The organism is Leifsonia sp. NCR5 (genome assembly GCF_002105485.1).
GTDB lineage: Bacteria > Actinomycetota > Actinomycetes > Actinomycetales > Microbacteriaceae > Leifsonia.
The window spans coordinates 105584-122401 of record NZ_NCSR01000010.1 but is presented as its reverse complement, the minus strand read 5'-3'; the positions used below and the strand labels follow the sequence as shown (position 1 = coordinate 122401).

17 protein-coding genes and 1 tRNA gene are annotated in these 16818 nt (G+C 68.0%); 9 read left to right on the top strand and 9 right to left on the bottom strand.

The features are described 5' to 3' along the window. Positions 1–4 precede the first annotated feature (4 nt). Together B7438_RS10580 and B7438_RS10575 are read right to left on the bottom strand one after the other, a co-directional pair. Complete coding sequence (locus tag B7438_RS10580; RefSeq protein ID WP_085369511.1) at positions 5–1195, bottom strand: Gfo/Idh/MocA family protein; 1191 nt, start codon at positions 1193–1195, stop codon at positions 5–7. Further along, positions 1192–2385: an ROK family transcriptional regulator gene (locus B7438_RS10575; RefSeq protein ID WP_085369510.1), complete on the bottom strand. Its 1194-nt coding sequence runs from the start codon at positions 2383–2385 to the stop codon at positions 1192–1194. Before B7438_RS10575 ends, B7438_RS10580 begins: the two co-directional genes overlap by 4 nt. Positions 2386–2615: 230 nt before the next feature. On the opposite strand from B7438_RS10575, the gene B7438_RS10570 reads away from it, so the two are divergent. After that, the gene (locus tag B7438_RS10570; RefSeq protein ID WP_256921975.1) at positions 2616–3758 is read left to right on the top strand and encodes an AI-2E family transporter; all 1143 of its coding nucleotides are present in this window, start codon (positions 2616–2618) and stop codon (positions 3756–3758) included. 106 nt (positions 3759–3864) lie between these two features. Here the strand turns inward: B7438_RS10570 and B7438_RS10565 are convergent, their stop codons facing one another. From B7438_RS10565 to B7438_RS10555, 3 genes are all read right to left on the bottom strand, one after another. Next, on the bottom strand, positions 3865–4527 hold the full coding sequence (locus tag B7438_RS10565) for an MmpS family transport accessory protein (RefSeq protein ID WP_085369508.1): 663 nt from the start codon (positions 4525–4527) through the stop codon (positions 3865–3867). Between the two features lie 96 nt (positions 4528–4623). Next, complete coding sequence (locus B7438_RS10560; RefSeq protein WP_085369507.1) at positions 4624–4992, bottom strand: hypothetical protein; 369 nt, start codon at positions 4990–4992, stop codon at positions 4624–4626. A gap of 99 nt (positions 4993–5091) precedes the next feature. Continuing rightward, positions 5092–5167, bottom strand: a tRNA-Lys gene (locus B7438_RS10555). A gap of 117 nt (positions 5168–5284) precedes the next feature. On the opposite strand from B7438_RS10555, the gene hisN reads away from it, so the two are divergent. Further along, a complete protein-coding gene (hisN, locus tag B7438_RS10550; RefSeq protein ID WP_085369506.1) occupies positions 5285–6082 on the top strand; it encodes a histidinol-phosphatase in 798 nt (265 codons plus the stop codon). An 84-nt stretch (positions 6083–6166) separates the two neighbouring features. On the opposite strand, the gene B7438_RS10545 is transcribed toward hisN, so the two are convergent. Both B7438_RS10545 and B7438_RS10540 read right to left on the bottom strand, forming a co-directional pair. Continuing rightward, positions 6167–6643: an SRPBCC family protein gene (locus B7438_RS10545; protein WP_085369505.1), complete on the bottom strand. Its 477-nt coding sequence runs from the start codon at positions 6641–6643 to the stop codon at positions 6167–6169. After that, complete coding sequence (locus tag B7438_RS10540) at positions 6640–7005, bottom strand: helix-turn-helix transcriptional regulator (protein WP_085369504.1); 366 nt, start codon at positions 7003–7005, stop codon at positions 6640–6642. Before B7438_RS10540 ends, B7438_RS10545 begins: the two co-directional genes overlap by 4 nt. Positions 7006–7134: 129 nt before the next feature. Between B7438_RS10540 and B7438_RS10535 the strand changes: the two genes are divergently transcribed. Genes B7438_RS10535 through B7438_RS10525 form a run of 3 tightly spaced genes read left to right on the top strand, consistent with a single transcriptional unit; the run spans position 7135 to position 10231 of the window. Beyond that, positions 7135–8010: an ABC transporter ATP-binding protein gene (locus B7438_RS10535; RefSeq protein WP_085369544.1), complete on the top strand. Its 876-nt coding sequence runs from the start codon at positions 7135–7137 to the stop codon at positions 8008–8010. Beyond that, positions 8010–9251: an ABC transporter permease gene (locus B7438_RS10530; protein ID WP_085369503.1), complete on the top strand. Its 1242-nt coding sequence runs from the start codon at positions 8010–8012 to the stop codon at positions 9249–9251. Before B7438_RS10535 ends, B7438_RS10530 begins: the two co-directional genes overlap by 1 nt. Then, a complete protein-coding gene (locus B7438_RS10525) occupies positions 9251–10231 on the top strand; it encodes an NAD(P)H-quinone oxidoreductase (protein WP_085369502.1) in 981 nt (326 codons plus the stop codon). Before B7438_RS10530 ends, B7438_RS10525 begins: the two co-directional genes overlap by 1 nt. Here the strand turns inward: B7438_RS10525 and B7438_RS10520 are convergent. Further along, positions 10134–10604 carry a DUF2809 domain-containing protein gene (locus tag B7438_RS10520; RefSeq protein WP_085369501.1) on the bottom strand — a complete coding sequence of 157 codons (471 nt, stop codon included), beginning with the start codon at positions 10602–10604 and terminating at the stop codon, positions 10134–10136. The two genes, B7438_RS10525 and B7438_RS10520, sit on opposite strands and share 98 nt — an antisense overlap. 63 nt (positions 10605–10667) lie before the next feature. Between B7438_RS10520 and B7438_RS10515 the strand changes: the two genes are divergently transcribed. Continuing rightward, the gene (locus tag B7438_RS10515; protein ID WP_085369500.1) at positions 10668–11681 is read left to right on the top strand and encodes an adenosine deaminase; all 1014 of its coding nucleotides are present in this window, start codon (positions 10668–10670) and stop codon (positions 11679–11681) included. A gap of 74 nt (positions 11682–11755) precedes the next feature. Next, complete coding sequence (locus tag B7438_RS10510; protein ID WP_256921974.1) at positions 11756–12898, top strand: hypothetical protein; 1143 nt, start codon at positions 11756–11758, stop codon at positions 12896–12898. Here B7438_RS10510 and B7438_RS10505 read toward each other — a convergent pair. Beyond that, positions 12864–14720 carry a glycoside hydrolase family 15 protein gene (locus B7438_RS10505; protein ID WP_085369499.1) on the bottom strand — a complete coding sequence of 619 codons (1857 nt, stop codon included), beginning with the start codon at positions 14718–14720 and terminating at the stop codon, positions 12864–12866. The two genes, B7438_RS10510 and B7438_RS10505, sit on opposite strands and share 35 nt — an antisense overlap. Before the next feature lie 137 nt (positions 14721–14857). On the opposite strand from B7438_RS10505, the gene B7438_RS10500 reads away from it, so the two are divergent. Together B7438_RS10500 and B7438_RS10495 are read left to right on the top strand one after the other, a co-directional pair. Beyond that, positions 14858–16276, top strand: coding sequence for an MFS transporter (locus B7438_RS10500; protein ID WP_085369498.1), 1419 nt, complete (start codon positions 14858–14860; stop codon positions 16274–16276). Next, positions 16273–16791 carry a hypothetical protein gene (locus B7438_RS10495; RefSeq protein ID WP_085369497.1) on the top strand — a complete coding sequence of 173 codons (519 nt, stop codon included), beginning with the start codon at positions 16273–16275 and terminating at the stop codon, positions 16789–16791. Before B7438_RS10500 ends, B7438_RS10495 begins: the two co-directional genes overlap by 4 nt. Positions 16792–16818 lie beyond the last annotated feature (27 nt).

Genomic DNA, 16818 nt, shown 5'->3' with positions numbered 1-16818 from the left:
GTGGTCACACCAGCGTGGCCACGTGTTCGTCCACGGCAGGCACGGCGATGGGCCGTGAGCCGTCGCGGATGGACTCGGTTGCTGCGACGGCTGTCGCCACCGCGTTCCTGGCAGCGACAGCGGACGTCTCGGTCTCCGAGCCGTCCGTGATGAACCGGATGAACTCGTCGACCGTGAGCCGGTCCGCGTCGCGGTGCCCCCGCTCGTCGCCGTTCACCCGGTACTCGGCGTCCCCGGCCGGGTCGTAGGTCGTGCGCGTGTTCCACACCCGCACGACCGCCCCGTCGGTGTCGCCGAAGTTCTCCAGCCTGCCCTCCGTGCCGATCACCGTGTAGTTGCGCCAGTAATCGGGGGTGTAGTGGCACTGCTGGTACGACGCGTACACGCCGTTGTCGAGGCGCATGCTGACCATCGAGATGTCTTCGACGTCGATCACCGGGTTCAGCTCGGTCTGGCTGAGCGGAGGCCACGCGTCGAGCGAGAACCACTCGGGCATCGTGCGGTCGGAGTTGTCCCTGCGGTCCGTGATGTCTCCGTAGAGGCTCAGGCCGCCCATCCCGGTGACCAGCTCGGAGTACCCTCCGGCGAGCCAGTGGATGATGTCGATGTCGTGCGCGCCCTTCTGCAGCAGGAGCCCGTTCGACTTGGCGCGCTCCGCGTGCCAGTCCTTGAAGTAGTAGTCGCCGCCGTTCCCGACGAAGTGCCTGCACCAGACGGCCTTGACCTCGCCGATCTCGCCGCGCTGGATGATGTCGCGCATGAGGGTGACGACGGCCATGTGCCGCATGTTGTGGCCGACGTAGAGCCGGGTGCCGCTCTCGGCCGCCGCAGCCAGGATCGCGTCCGCGTCGTCGAGGCTGATCGCGAGCGGCTTCTCGACGTAGACCGGGATCCCGGCGCGCAGCAGGTCGATGGCGATCTCGGCGTGGGTGTGGTCCGGGGAGGTGACGAACGCGGCGTCGACGATGCTGCCGCCCTGCGCATCCCGAGCGTCGATGAGGTCGCGGTGGCTCGCGAAGGTGGCGATGCCCGCGCCGAACTGCTCGGCGGCGCGCTCCCTGGCAGCACTGCTGGGGTCGGCGACGGCCACGATCGTCCCGCTGCCGGAGTCGACGGCATGGCTCGCGATGTACGACCGCGCCCCCACGCCGATGACGGCCAGCCTCAGCGGCGACCCTGCTTCCGTGGAACTCATGCGGTGATCCTCTCTGCGAGGGCCTTCGCCCCCGCGACATCGATGTCGGGCTCCGGCACGTCCGCCGTCCCGTAGACCCGCTCGGCCGACTGACCGAAGGCGAGCGCGAGCGCCCCGAGCACGACGGACTCCGCGCCGAGCTCGGACTGGATGATCGTGGGGTGGATGGGCAGCCGGATCTCGCGCATCACGGCCCTCCGCAACGGTTCGAGCAATGCCTCCCCCGCACGGGAGAGGCCGCCGCCGACCACCACGACGTCCGGGTCGACGGCCATCGTGAGCGTGGCGATGCCGGTGGCGAGCCCGCCGACGAACGACTCGATCTCCTCGCGGGCGCCCTCGTCGCCCTCCACGGCCATCCGGAACACCTCTTCGCCGGAGGGGGCGGTCTTCCAGCTGAGCTGGCCGGCCTCGTTCACCTTCATCGAGAAGACGATCTCGCCCACCTCGCCGGCGGCGGAGTGCGCGCCGCGACGGAGCTTGCCGTCGATGATGAGCCCCATCGAGATGCGGTGCCCGAGGAAGAAGTACGCGGAGTCGTTGACCAGCCGGGATGCGCCCATCCGGTGCTCGGCGAGGGCGGCGAGCCGCATGTCGTTCTCGACCACCACCTCGCAGCCGAACTCGGAACGCAGGTGGCCGGCGATGTCGACGCCCTCCCAGTCCGGGAAGTTGCGGGAGACGATGAGCTTGCCGTCCTCGCCGACGAGACCGGAGACGGCGACGGTCATCGCGACCAGGCGCGACCGGTCGACCTCGTGCCCGTCGAGGCTGTCGGAGACCACCTGGCGCACCACGCTCATCCGGTTGGCGCCGAGTGAACTGCCGTCGATCTCGCGCTCCGACCAGCCGACGATCGCACCGGCGAGGTCGGCGATGGCGACGCGCACCCGGTGGATGCCCACGTCGACGCCCACGAGGTATCCGGCGTCCGCGGCGAAGTCGTAGAGCCGCGCCGGGCGTCCCGCTCCCCTGCCGCCGAGCGTGTGCTCGTCGACCTCGACGACCAGGCCGCGCTCGCGCATCGTCGTGAGGGCGACTTCGACGGTCGGGCGGGACAGTCCCGTGCGTGCGGCGATCTGCGCGACGGTTCCGCGGCCGCCCTGCCGGACGGCGAGCGCACACCGGGCGGCGTTCGCCGCCCTCTGCCGCGACGCGTCCGGCTCCTGGCCGTGTCCACCGAATGCCATCCGCCGGTTCTCCCGTCCCGCTTACAATGAAACCTCGTTGCTTAATTGCTGCCGCAAGTGAAGCATGCGCCGGATGCGGGCGTCAAGAGCGAAACAGATAGAAGTAAAGGCGTTTACATATTCGTAACGAACGCCGCCGGCATCCCGCGCCGATGCCGCAGTGACTTGTCCCGGATAGCCCGCTGGCAATACGCTCGGCACCAGCCATACACCGAGCCGAGGAGGGCGTCATGCGCCTCACCAGACACGCCCCACCACCGGCCACAACAGAGCAGCCGCAGCAGGGTCAGGCGACGCAACCGCCGCAGCCGCCGCAGCCGCCTCAGCAGTCGATGCTGCAGCGCAGCCCGCTGGCGCTCGGCTACATCGTCACGCTGGGCGCTGTCGGCGCGATCATCACCGGCTTCGCCCTGTACGGCCTGCGCTCGATCATCTTCATGGTCTTCCTCGCGATGTTCGCCACGGTCGGCCTGGACCCGCTCATCCGGTGGTTCCAGCGCAGGCACATGTCCCGGCCGTGGGCGATCGTCACGGTGATCCTGCTGCTCATCGCGGTGATCATCACGATCGTCTGGGTGGTGCTCCCGCTGGTCATCCAGCAGATCCAGTTCCTGGCGACGGCCATCCCGAAAGAGGTGGCGAACCTCCGCGCCCAAGGCTGGTTCGACCCGGCGAACGCTTCCAGCAACGGCGTCCTCGGTGCCCTCGTCAACTGGGTCTCGACCGAAGTGCAGAAACCGGAGGTGTGGGCCTCCCTCGGCACCGGCCTGGTGGGCTTCGGCCTGTCCGTGGTCAACGGCCTGACCTCCGGCTTCTTCATCGCCATCCTCACCATCTACTTCATCGCCACATACGACGCGACGAAGGAGGCCGGATACAAGCTGGTCTCCGCCTCGCGCAGGCCCACATTCGTCAAATACTCGGAACGCATCCTGCGCAACTTCGGCAAATACCTGAGCGGGATGGTGGTGCTCGCGTTCTTCAACGCGGTCTACAGCGTCATCCTGCTGCTGATCACCGACGTGCCCGGCGCATTCCTGATCGGAATCCTCGCCTTCTTCATCACCCTCATCCCGTTGATCGGAACGGTGCTGACCACGGCGGCGATGACGGTCCTCGCCTTCATCCACTCCCCCGTCTCCGGCCTCGTCGTCCTCATCTTCATGCTGATCTACATGCAGGTCGAGGCATACATCCTCACGCCGAAGGTGATGGGCAAGGCGGTGCAGGTGCCTGGCTCGGTGGTGCTGATCTCAGCGCTGGCCGGATCGACGCTGTTCGGGCTCCCCGGGGCGCTGGTCGCCATCCCGATCTCGGCGGGGATCATCCTGATCATCAAAGAGATCGTGATGCCGCGGAAAGAGTTGCGGTAGGGGCTTTCCAATAACCGCAACGGCGGCGGACTGAAGGGCCGCCTACGTCAGGCTCGGTCCGGTAGAGAGGTCAGATCGGTTTCCGGCGTCCGTTCGGCCTCGTCCGCTATTGCGAGTCGGTGCCGCTCCAACTCGATGAGTTGCAGGACACCGTAGCGTAAGGTCCGGTGCTGGTTTGGTTCGAGACGACCTTGCCGTCGACGGTGATCTTGCAGCTGATGTCTCCCCCGGTCTGGCCGTTGCTTCCGGTCAGCGTGAAGGACTTGAAGTCGAAGTCGCCACCTTTTGTAACGGTGAGTTCCTTGCTCCACGGCAGGGTCTGTGCAGTGGCCTGCTCGACGCCGGACTTGCCGTCGCTCAAGGTCGCGTACGTGATCGACGCGTCGGTGCTGTCACCGTTGACCTCGTATGTCACGGTTACGGGCGCAGCGGCGGCCGCAGATGATTTGTCCATCTCCGTTTTCACCGCTGCTGCGAATCCGACGGTGTACGCGATAGACAGGATGATCGAGAGCAGGATGGAGACGGCGGAGATGATCGTGCCCGCGATCGCAGTGCCCTTGGTCCGGCCCTTGAGCACCAAGCCCACGATGCCGAGCACGAGGCCGACTAGTCCGAGGAACCACGCGCCGTAGTTGAGAATCGGGATGAACGCGCCGATGAGGGCAAGAATGCCGACAATCAAAGACGCCACCCCGAGACCATTCCCGCGTTTGCCTGTCGTCTCCGGGGCTGCCTGGTACGGAGTGGGCTGCTGTGGATTGCTCATATTGAGAAGCCTGACAGATTCGTGGACGCTGCAATATGGCCCTTTTGGGTCACACGCTCGGGGTGAGGATCCGCGAGACGACGAGAAAGACCACCGTCAGGGCTTGAAACGTGGCTCGGTCGTATACAGCCCGTAGCTCGCGTCGGTGAGCGACATGGTCGGAACGACACAGACGTTCGTGATGCCGCTCTGAAACTCGTCGATGAGCTCATCAGGCGCAACACCGGTCGCGCCATCTATCTTGTCACGCGCGGCCGACAGGATGTCCGCTGACGCCGCCCACTGCTGGGCGTCGGTCATGACCTTGTTCCAGTCATCGCAGGTCGTGTCCGAGTACTGCTTCCCCCACGTCTGGGTGTACTTGTCGAGTTCGGCGGAACTGCCGTCGCCGCTGGCGCTCGCACATCCCACCAGTCCGGCGGTGGCCAGCCCGATAAGCGCGAACGCTGCAAACATCTTGCTCACAGTGAGGATCGTACAGCGGTGCTGCAGCGGCGCACCTGCGTACGAAAAAACCCCAAGCAGCCATTGGCTGAACTTGGGGCTAAACTTCGTCCAGAAGAGTGGTGCACCCCCTGGGACTTGAACCCAGAACCCACTGATTAAGAGTCAGTTGCTCTGCCGATTGAGCTAGAGGTGCGTTTTGTTCGGCGACCCGAACGAGGCTCAACACTAGCATCCATTTCGGCCTCATCGCCAATCGAGGGGACGCCGGGCGCGCCACCGGGTGTTCACCTCGGATCGGTAGGCTCTGGACGTGACTTTCGACACCGCATCCTCTCCGTTCTCCGCCGACTTGGCGCTGGCCGTCCGGCTGGCCGATCTGGCCGATTCGATTTCGCGGGAGAAGTTCCGCGCGCTGGATCTGCACATCGACACGAAGCCGGATCGCACCCATGTCACCGAAGCGGATCTGGCCGTGGAGCGGGCCATCCGGGAGCTCATCGCAGCAGAACGGCCGGAGGACGGCATCCTGGGCGAGGAGTTCGGGACGGAGGGGGACGCATCCCGGCAGTGGATCGTCGACCCCATCGACGGCACCGCCAACTATCTGCGCGGCGTTCCGGTGTGGGGCACGCTGATCGCGCTGGCCGTCGACGGCAAGCCGGTGGTCGGCGTCGTCAGCTCGCCGGCGCTCGACCGGCGCTGGTGGGCGGCGCAGGGGGCAGGGGCCTGGCTGTCGGAGGCCGGTGGCGAGCCGCGCAGGCTGCGGGTGTCCGCCGTGTCCGATCTGGAGCACGCCTCGATCAGCTTCCAGAGCATCGCGCAGTGGGATGGCGCCGGATACCTGGACAAGCTGATCGCGCTCACCCGGCAGGTGTGGCGGGATCGCGCATACGGCGACATGTGGTCGTACATGCTGCTGGCCGAGGGGGTTCTGGATGCGGTGGGCGAGTTCGACGTGAAGACGTACGATCTCGCCGCACTCATCCCGATCGTCGAAGAAGCCGGGGGCACCTTCACCTCCGTCACCGGCGACGCCGGCCCGGGCAACGGCTCCTCGCTCGCGAGCAACGGCCTCCTCCACCCGGCCCTCCTCGCCGCGCTCGCCTGACACGCAATCGAGTCCGAACGTATTCACGCCTGCGACCGGCGTGTCGCGTGAAGAGGTTCGGACTCGATTGGTTGGGCGCGCAGGTCAGCCCGCGGCGAGAACGGCGTCGAGGCGCTCGTAGCCCTCGGTGACGCCTTTCGCCTGGCCGGAGGCGACCATGCCGTCGCGCGCCTCGAGCGTCGGGTAGACGGCGTGGGCCTTCACGCGGGTGCGTCCTCCGTCGAGCGGTTCGAACGTGACGGACTCGATGCTGACCACATCCGGGAATCCCTCGTATTCGAAGGTCTGGATGGCGAACTCGTTGTCGCGCACGACGTGGAACACCCCGCGGAAGCCGTACTCTCCACCGTTCGGGTCGCGGTGCACGTAGCGGTAGTGCCCGCCGGTCGTGTAGTCGTACTCCTCGACGTCCATCTCGTAGCCGCGCGGGCCGAGCCACTGGGCGATCAGGGCCGGGTCCTTGTGGGCGAGGAACACCTTCTCGACCGGATAGTCGAATTCGCGCTCGATGTCGACGTACGGGAGGCCGTCCGGCGCCGTGATGGTGACTGCGTTGCTCATTTCTTCTTCTCCTTCGGTGTGGCCGTGCCGCCGAGGCCGGCGAGCACGCTGTCGAGACTGCGGTACTGCTGTTCGTGGATGAGCCGGTAGCCGTCGATCCACGAGGTGAGCTCCTCGAGGGCCGCCGGTTCGAGGTGGACGGGGCGGCGCTGCGCCTCCCTCGTCCTGCTGACGAGCCCGGCCTCTTCGAGGACGTGGATGTGGCGGGACACCGCCTGCGTGGTGATCGCGAACGGCTCCGCCAGTTCGTTCACCGTCGCAGAGCCCCTGCTGAGGCGGGCGACGATCGCTCGGCGCACCGGGTCGGCCAGGGCCTGGAACGCGCGGTCGAGCCGCGTGTCCGCGTCCACATCCTGAGTCATATACAACCGATTCCTTTATCAACTGTTACGTTGAATACAATAATCCGCGGCCCACGACCCGTCAACCCCTAATGTGGATGCGTGAGCAGTCCGACGCAGGAACCCCTCGTGCACATCGACCACTTCCGGATGGATTTCGGCCGCACCACCGTCATCCGCGACCTCTCCTTCGACATCGCCCGCGGGGAGACGTTCGGCTTCCTCGGCAGCAATGGCTCGGGCAAGACCACCACGATCCGCGCGCTCCTCGGCATCTACCAGCCGACGGCCGGCGTACTCCACATCGACGGCCGCCCGTTCAGCCCGGAGGCCGGCGACAGGCTCGGCTACCTCCCGGAGGAGCGCGGGCTGTACAAGAAGGAGTCCGTCATCGACGTGATGGTCTACTTCGGCAAGCTCAAGGGCCTCGGCAAGGAGCAGGCCAGGCGCTGGTCCCGCGGTTACCTCGAACGGGTCGGCATCGGCGACAAGGAGAAGGTGCGCCTCGACAAGCTCTCCGGCGGCCAGCAGCAGAAGGTGCAGCTGGGCGTGACGATCATGAACGACCCGGAGTTGCTCATCCTGGACGAGCCGACCAAGGGCTTCGACCCCGTCAACCGCCGCCTGCTGATGGACATCATCGACGACCAGAAGCGTTCGGGCTCCACCGTGATGATGGTCACCCACCAGATGGAGGAGGTCGAGCGGCTCTGCGACCGCGTCATCCTCCTCAAGGACGGCGTCTCGCGCGCGTACGGCACGGTCGCCGAGGTGCAGGAGCAGTTCGGCGGCACGGTCGTGCACGTCGACCACGACGGCACGATCCCCTCCTCCCCCGCATACACGATCGCCCGGGATGCGGGCGGCCACGCCGAGCTGGAGGTCGCCAACGACGCGGACACCGCCGCGATCCTCCGCTCCCTCGTGGATGCCGGGCTCGACGTGACCCGCTTCGCACCGACCAGGAAGTCGCTCGACGACATCTTCGTCGAAGTGTACGGAGCAGACAGCAGGGAGGCAGACTGATGGCTCAGCACAACCTCGGGACCGTCGTCTCGTTCGAGTTCCTCCGCACCGTGTCGAAGCGCCGGTTCTGGGCGATCACGCTCATCGTGCCGATCTTCGCCATCGCGCTGATCAGCCTCGTCGTCGCCTCCAACGTGTCCACGGCGCAGACGGCGGACGCTCAGAAGAACGCCCGCTTCGAGTTCCAGTACGTGGATGCGTCCGGGCTGGTCGACCCGTCCGTCGCCCGGCAGCTGGGCGGCTCGCCCGCCGAGAGCAGCGCATCCGGGATCGACGCCGTGAAGTCCGGCAGCTCAGCGGCCTTCTTCGACTTCCCCGCCGACCCGGCGAAGCAGACCGTGAAGGTCTACGGCGCGGACGCCGGGCTGCTGCAGAACGCCAAGTACTCGTCGGCGGCGGAGAGCGTGCTCTCCGCCAGCGTGGAGAAGCGGATCGACTCCCCCACCGACGTCGCCGTGCTGCGCGGCGAGGTGCAGACCTCGACCACGACGTTCAAGGACGGCGCCGTCGCTCCCGGGTTCGAGGCGATCATCCCGGCCCTGATCTTCCTGGTGGCGTTCTTCATCGTCATCGTCTTCCTCGGCAACCAGATGCTGAACTCCACGCTGGAGGAGAAGGAGAACAGGGTCACCGAGATGATCCTGACCACCATCAACCCCACCAGCCTGCTGGTCGGCAAGGTGATCTCGCTGTTCATGATCGGCATCATCCAGATGGCGGTGTTCGCGCTGCCCGTGGTGGTCGGCTACCTGTTCTTCCGGGAGCAGCTGTCCATCCCGAGCCTCGACCTGTCCGGGCTGGTGTTCGAGCCGCAGAAGATGATCGTCGGCGCGCTCATCCTGATCGGCGGGTTCGCGCTGTTCACCGGGACGCTCGTGGCGGTCGGCGCCGTGATGCCGACCGCGAAGGACGCCGCCCCGCTGTTCTCGATCGTGATCTTCTCCATCGTGATCCCGCTCTACGCGTCCGGGTTCGCGATCAGCAACCCGCAGTCGGCGATCGTGCAGGTGCTCGTGTTCTTCCCGTACACCGCGCCGATCACGGCGCTCATCCTGAACGCGTTCGGCACGCTTCCGCTCTGGCAGGCGATCGTCATCATCGTCGAGCTGTTCGTGCTGTCCGCCGTCGTGCTGCGCATCGCGGTGCGCCTGTTCCGCTACGGCTCGATCGAGTACACCAACAAGGTGAAGATCCGGGATGTGCTGAGCCGCCGCTCGAACACGGCAGGGACGCGGTCCTGATGCGCGCCGTCGTCGTCACGACCCCGGGAGACGCGGACGTCCTCACCCTCGCGGAGGTGGCCGAGCCCGTCGCGGCGGACACCGAGGTGCGCATCCGGGTGACGGCGGCCGGACTGAACGGCGCCGACCTGTCGCAGCGCCGCGGGTATTACCCGTCGCCGGCAGGAGCACCGGAGTGGCCGGGGCTCGAGGTGTCGGGCGAGATCGACCAGGTCGGCTCGTCCGTGCACGGCTGGGCCGTCGGCGACCGGGTGTGCGCGCTGCTGCCGGGAGGCGGATACGCCGAATACGTGACCGTGGACGCCGGCCTCGTGCTCCCAGTACCTCCGGGCGTCGACCTCGTGGAGGCTGCAGGACTCCCGGAGGTCGCTGCCACCGTCTGGTCGAACGTGTTCCAGCTCGGCCGGCTCGCGGAGGGCGAGACCCTGCTCGTGCACGGAGGGTCCAGCGGGATCGGCTCGATGGCGATCCAGCTGGGCCGGGTGTTCGGGGCGACGGTGATCGCGACCGCCGGCAGCCCGGTGAAGGTGGAGTTCTGCCGCTCGCTCGGCGCCGAGGCCGCGATCGACTACCGCGAGAGCGACTTCGTCGAGGTGGTGCGCGACGTGACGGACGGACGCGGCGTCGACGTGGTGCTCGACATCGTCGGCGGCGCGTACATCGCCCGCGACCTGGACGCCCTCGCCGTCGGAGGGCGCATCATGTCGATCGCGACGCGCGACCGCACCCCGGCATCCATCGACACCGGCCTGCTGATGAGCAAGCGCGCACGCATCTGGGGCACGACGCTCCGGGCACGGCCGCTCGCCGAACGGGTGGCGATCATCGCCGGGGTGCGCGAACACGTCTGGCCGCACCTGGCGGCCGGCCGCATCCATCCGGTCATCGACTCGGTGTTCCCGCTGGAGGACGCCGCTCAGGCGCACCGCCGGATGGAGTCGTCCGCGCATCTCGGGAAGATCCTGCTGCAGGTCGGCTGACCGCGGCGACCACGGCGACGCCCACCGCGTACGCGACGAGGTCGATCCACTGAAAGGTCGACCCGAAGACGAAGTAGCTGCCGGGCACGACCACCTCGATGGCGCGCGGCAGCGGCGTGAGCTGGAGCACCTCGATCGCCCAGCAGAACGCCAGCGCCACGACCGGAGCCACCCACCGGGCCGCCCGCGGAACGGCGAACGCCACGATCACCGCGATGAGGGCGGCGTAGAGGGCGTCCCCGGCGAACCCGCCGACCGGACCGTCCGCGAAAGCGTGCACGGCGAGCCCGGCGACCAGGATGCACGCGGCGGCGACGGCCAGGCGGCCGCGGCGGGGCAGTCTGCTGCGGCGGGACAGGCTACTCGTGCTCATCCTCCGAGGCTACGGGTGCGCATCCGGTCGGCACGTCCCTCCCCGGGATGACAAAATCGGAGGATGACCGATCTTGCCTCCGACTCCGCTCTGTTCGCCCTGCCGAAGGCCGAGTTGCACCTCCACATCGAGGGCACGCTCGAACCCGACCTCGTCTTCGAGCTGGCCGGCAAGAACGGCGTCTCGCTCCCGTACTCGTCGGTGGACGAGCTGGCAGCGCTCTACGAGTTCGACGACCTGCAGTCGTTCCTCAACCTCTACTACGCGACGATGGATGTGCTCCGCACCGAGAACGACTTCGCCGAGCTCACCAGGCGCTATCTGACCACCGCCGCAGCGCAGGGCGTCCGCCACGTCGAGCTGTTCTTCGACCCGCAGGCGCACACCGCGCGCGACGTGCGCATCGAGACCGTCATCGACGGCATCTCCGGCGCGTTGGAGGAGGCGGAGCGCGACCTCGGGATCACCGGCGGCATCATCCTCAGCTTCCTGCGCGACCAGCCGGTCGAGTCCGCCGACCAGATCCTCAACGCCGGCCTCAGCCGCCGCGAGAACCTGATCGGCGTCGGCCTCGACTCCGCCGAGGTCGGCTATCCGCCGTCGCTGTTCCAGGACGTCTTCTCCGCAGCGCGGGATGCCGGCCTGCACGTCGTCGCGCACGCCGGGGAGGAGGGTCCGGCGTCGTACATCCGCGAAGCGCTCGACCTGCTCGGCGCCGAGCGCATCGACCACGGCATCCGGGCCGTCGACGACCCGGAGCTGGTCGCACGCCTCGCCGAGGAGCGGATCGCACTGACCATGTGCCCGCTGTCCAACCTGCGGTTGCGCACGGTCGCGACGCTGGACGAGCATCCACTGCTCCGGCTGGATGCGGCAGGGGTGCCCGTCACGATCAACTCGGACGACCCGGCATACTTCGGCGGATACATCGGAGACAACTTCGTGGCCGTCCGGGATGCGCTCGGCGTCACGAGCGAGCAGGCCGAGCGCTTCGCGCGCACCTCCATCGAGGCGTCGTTCGCGTCGGACGACCGCAAGCAGGAGCTGCTCGACGAGGTGGACGCCTGGCGCGGCTGACCGCCGGGAACAGTGCTCTAGCCCAGCGCCCGTCCGCGGCGGTACAGTGAGCGCACTGCTGACGGGGTGATGCGATGGCGAGCACCGGAGTTGGAACACGACGTGCACCTCTGCTGAGCGCGGAAGGCGCCGCCATCGTCGCGGGTGGAGGGGCGTTCGTCCTCGCGCTCGTCGTCGCCCTGCCGCTGTTCTGGGGAGCGAGCCTCGCGATCGCGGGGCCGGACTCCCTCGGCCAATTCGTCGCCATCGCCGCCGGGGTGATCGCGGCGCTCGCCTACGTCGCTGGACGCCTGTGGACGCGGGAGGGACCGCGGCCGTTCCGCGCGCCCGCCGCCGCGAGCACCGAGGGCGACCGGGCAGGCCGGGCCACCGCCGCCGACGTGTTCGACACCATCGTCATCGCGCTCGCGCACGGCGTGATCGCCCTCCTCGGCTGGCTCGCGCTCAGCGCCGTGCTCGACAACGGGTTCCAGGATGCGACGGTCTACTTCCTCTCCGCCGCCGCCCTCGCCGCGGTCGCCTGTGCCGGTACCGCGTACATCGTCTTCCTGTCGTCCGTGCAGATGGACCTGATGCGCCTGTCGACGGTGCTCGCCGTCTTCGTCATCGTGGGCATCCTCACCGCGATGCTCAGCGCGCCGGACCCGCACTGGTGGATGCTGCACCTCAGCGCCCTCGGCATGTCGAGCAGCGTGTCGTCGCTGTCGTTCAACCTGACCCTGATCATCGCCGGGGTGATCGTCACCGCCCTGGCCCGCTACGCGACGGACACGCGCGAGCTGGTGGCACCCGCCGACGACCGGCCGGAGGCGCGCAGGAGCAGGGCGGCGCTCATCCGGGTGCGGGTGGCGCTCATCCTGATCGGCGTGCTGCTCGCCGGGGTCGGGCTGTTCCCGCTCAACGTCTCCGCCGTGCTGCACAACGTGTCCGCCGTCGGGATGGTGCTGACGTTCTCGCTGGTCGTGTTCTGGGTGCGCGCGGCGCTCCCCCAGGCGCCGGCGTCGTTCTTCGTGCTCGGCTACGTGTTCTTCGCCACCATCGTGGTGATGCTGCTGTTCTACGTCGTCGGGTACTACGTGCTCACGGCGACGGAGCTGGTGGCCGGGGTGGTGGTGTTCAGCTGGCTCATCGTGTACCTGCGGGTGAGCGGGGCCGCGACCGGTGCGCCGAGGGCGGAGCCCGTCACGGGCGCTGGCGCCGCGACTCCTGCCGGGTGAGTGCCGCATCCAGCACGATGGCCGCGCGGATCAGGGCCAGGTGGGTGAACGCCTGCGGGAAGTTGCCCAGCTGCCTCCCGGCCGGGTCGATCTCCTCCGCGAACAGCCCGACGTGGTTGCCGTAGGTGAGCATCTTCTCGAACGCGTACTGGGCCTCCTCGATGCGGTCGGCGTCCGCCAGGGCGATCACGTAGAAGAACGAGCAGAGCGAGAACGTTCCCTCCTCCCCGGGCAGCCCGTCCGGCGACGCCGCTGGGTTGTAGCGGTAGACCAGGCTGTCGGTGACCAGCTCGTCGCCGATCGCGTCGAGGGTGGAGAGCCACATCGGGTCGTGCGGGGAGATCATGCCGACCAGCGGCATCAGCAGGGTGATCGCGTCCACCACGTCCGTGCCCGGATACTGCACGAACGCCTTCCGATCCGGGTTCCAGCAGTGGGTGAAGACCTGCTCGTAGATGGCGTCGCGAGCGCCGATCCAGGTCTCCAGCGGAGCGGGAAGGCCGCGCTCTCTGGCGATGCTGATGGCCCGGTCGAACGCCACCCAGCACATGATCCGCCCGTAGGTGAAGTCCTTGCGGCCTCCCCTGGTCTCCCAGACGCCCTCGTCCGGCTGGTCCCAGTTCTCGGCGAGCCAGTCGAGCACCGTGCGCAGCTTGGCCCAGCCAGGATGCCCGATCCTGCGGTACTTCTCGGTGACGAACAGAGCGTCGAACGCCTCGCCGTAGATGTCGAGCTGCAACTGGTCGGCCGCGCCGTTGCCGACGTTGACCGGCCGGGAGCCCTCGTAGCCCTCGAAGCCGTCGAGCTCCAGCTCCTCCAGGTCGGAGGAGCCGTCGATCCTGTACATGATCTTGAGCGGGCCGGAGGCCTCCCCCGCCTGCTCGGCGACGCGGTCCGCGACCCACAGCGCGAACGCGACGGCCTCGTCGGTGTACCCGAGCGCGAGCAGCGAGTAGACCGAGAACGAACCGTCGCGGATCCAGGTGTACCGGTAGTCCCAGTTGCGCACGCCGCCGAGCTGCTCGGGAAGCGCGGCGGTCGGGGCGGCGACCAGGCCGCCGCTCGGCGCGTACTGCAACAGCTTGAGCACCATCGCAGAGCGCTCCACCGCCTCCCGCCACCTGCCGGTGTACGTGCTCACCCGCAGCCAGTCGCGCCAGAACTCCACGGTCTGCCGGAACAGTTCCTGCCCGTGCTGCGTGGTGAGTCCGTCCGCGTCGTCGCCCGGTGCGGTGTGGAACGCGAACAGCCGCAGCTGCCCCGCCGACATCGTGAACTCCAGCTCGACGTCCCCCGCGGCGAGCGCCGCAGCATCCGGGGTGTCGTCGCCGAGCCCGAGCAGGGCGGCCCCCGCCTGCCCGTCGTCGAAGTCCACTCGCCCGGGACTGGTGGATGCGGTGTGCGTCCTCCGCCCGAAGTCGAACCGCGGGCGGCACTCGAGCCGGAAGCTCACCTCGCCCCTGACCACGCGGATGCCGCGCAGGATGCGGCGCTCGTCGGTGGCGACGGTGGGGTCGTCGGCCAGTGGCATGAAGTCGATCACCTCGGCGACACCGGATGAGCTCATGAACCGGGTGATCAGCACCGCCGTCTGCGGGAAGTACATCTGCTTCACCCGCACGTCGTCGTCGACGGCGTGGATGCGGAAGTATCCGCCCTTTTCCCTGTCCAGCAGCGATGCGAACACCGCTGGAGAGTCGAAGCGCGGGGCGCAGAACCAGTCGATGGTCCCGTCCGTGCACACCAGTGCCACGGATTGCAGGTCGCCGATCAGTCCGTGCTCTGCGATATCGGGGAATGCATGTCTCGGTGTCTCCGTCATGGGAGCCCTCCTCGGACGATGGCGCTCACTATAGACCCGGCAGGGCGACAGTGGCCAGTGGGGGGATATCCGGGACAGCGGGCGAGGACTATGATCCGGTGCCAGCGGAAGGTCCACCTTTCCGGCAGGAGGTCGTCATGACCGCATCCTTCACCGGCACGTCCCGTTCCGACGTGCGACGGCTAATCGCGCCCCTGGCTCTCGCGCAGTTCATCTGCAGCTTCGCCGGGTCGAACATGAACGTGATGATCAGCGACATCTCCCGCGATCTGGACACGACGGTGCAGGGCGTTCAGATCAGCATCACGCTGTTCCTGCTGACGATGGCGGCGTTGATGATCCCCGCCGGGAAGCTCACGGACAAGATCGGCAGGAAGCGCTGCTTCACGCTCGGCCTGATCGTCTACGGCGCCGGCGCCCTCGTCAGTGCCGCATCGCCGGGGCTGTGGGCGCTGATCCTCGGCAACAGCATCCTGGAGGGCGTCGGCACCGCCCTGCTGATCCCTCCCGTCTACATCCTCACCACGGTCTACCTGTCCGACATCCCGACGCGGGCGTGGGCGTTCGGCGTGATCAGCGGCTTGGGCGGCATCGGGGCCGCGGCAGGTCCGCTGATCGGCGGGCTGATCACCACCGCGATCAGCTGGCGTGCCGCCTTCCTCTTCCAGGCGCTCATCATCGTGGTCATCCTGCTGCTGAGCAGGAGACTGACCGACCCCATCCCGGCCGATCCGAAGCGGCCGTTCGACGTGGTCGGGGCCGTGCTCTCCGCGCTCGGCCTGTTCGTGCTCGTGCTCGGCATCCTCGCTGCCGACAACAGCGTGCCGCTGATGGTGACGCTCATCGTCGCCGGGATCGTGATCCTGGTGCTGTTCTTCTGGTGGGTGCGGCGCCGCGAGCACGCAGGGAAGGAAGCGCTGCTGTCGACCTCGCTGTTCCGCAACCGCCTGTCGAACATCGCCCTCGTCACCCAGAACGTGCAGTGGGTGCTGCTGATGGGCACGTCCTTCACGGTGTCGGCGTACCTGCAGGTGGTCCGCGGCTACAGCGCCATTGCGACCGGGGTGCTGTTCACCGCCGCGACGGTCGGGCTGCTCCTCACCTCCCTGGTCGCGGGCAGGCTGGCTCGGCGGTTCTCGCAGCGGAGCCTCATCCTGACCGGCTTCGTGCTCTGCGTCCCCGGCATCGTGCTGCTGATCTGGCTCGTCGCGGTCACGACGACCGACTGGGCGTTCGTGCCCGGTCTCTTCCTCATCGGGGCCGGCCTCGGCCTGATGCTGACACCGTCGGTGAACGTGGTCCAGTCCGCCTTCCCGGAGGAGGCGCAGGGCGAGATCTCCGGACTGTCCCGCAGCGTCTCGAACCTCGGTTCCACTCTCGGCACGGCCATCGCCGGCACCATCCTGATCGCCAACGTCGCCGCGGGCTCTGCGGCATACGGCTCGGCGATGGCGGTGCTCGCCGTCCTCGGACTCGGCGGACTCGTCGCCGCGCTGCTGCTGCCCAGGGATGCGAGCGCTCGGCATCCCGCACCGGGCATCCGGGAGGCGACGTGACACCGCGGCCGCGCACCGCGAACGCCGCGCTCCGCCGCGCGCGGGTGGACTACATCACCGAGGAGTCGGTGTACGGGACCGTGCTCGTCAGCGGGATGATCGTCGCAGCGGGCTCGTACCACGCCACCTCGATGCAGGTCTTCCTGACGGTGCTCACCACGGTGATCGTCTTCTGGGCGGCGCACGTCTACGCCGGGACCATCGCGGGCCACGGTGTGGAGGAGGAGGGCGGCGGAGGGCTGTCCGCGTCGTTCCAGCGCTCGCTGCGGCGGTCGGTCGGGTTCCTGACATCCGCTGTCCCTCCGTCGTTCGTGCTCCTGCTCGGCGGGCTGCGCGTGGTGGACGACACGGTCGCGCTGTGGACAGCGCTCTGGCTCGGCGTCGCGATCCTCGCGGTGCTCGGCTACATCGTGTTCGCCCTCCGCGGCGACTCCTGGCCGGTGCGGATCATCGGCTCCATCACCACAGCCCTGTTCGGCATCGCGATGATCGTGCTGAAGGCCGTCATCCACTGAGTCCGGCCAAACTTCTGCTCCGCGGCC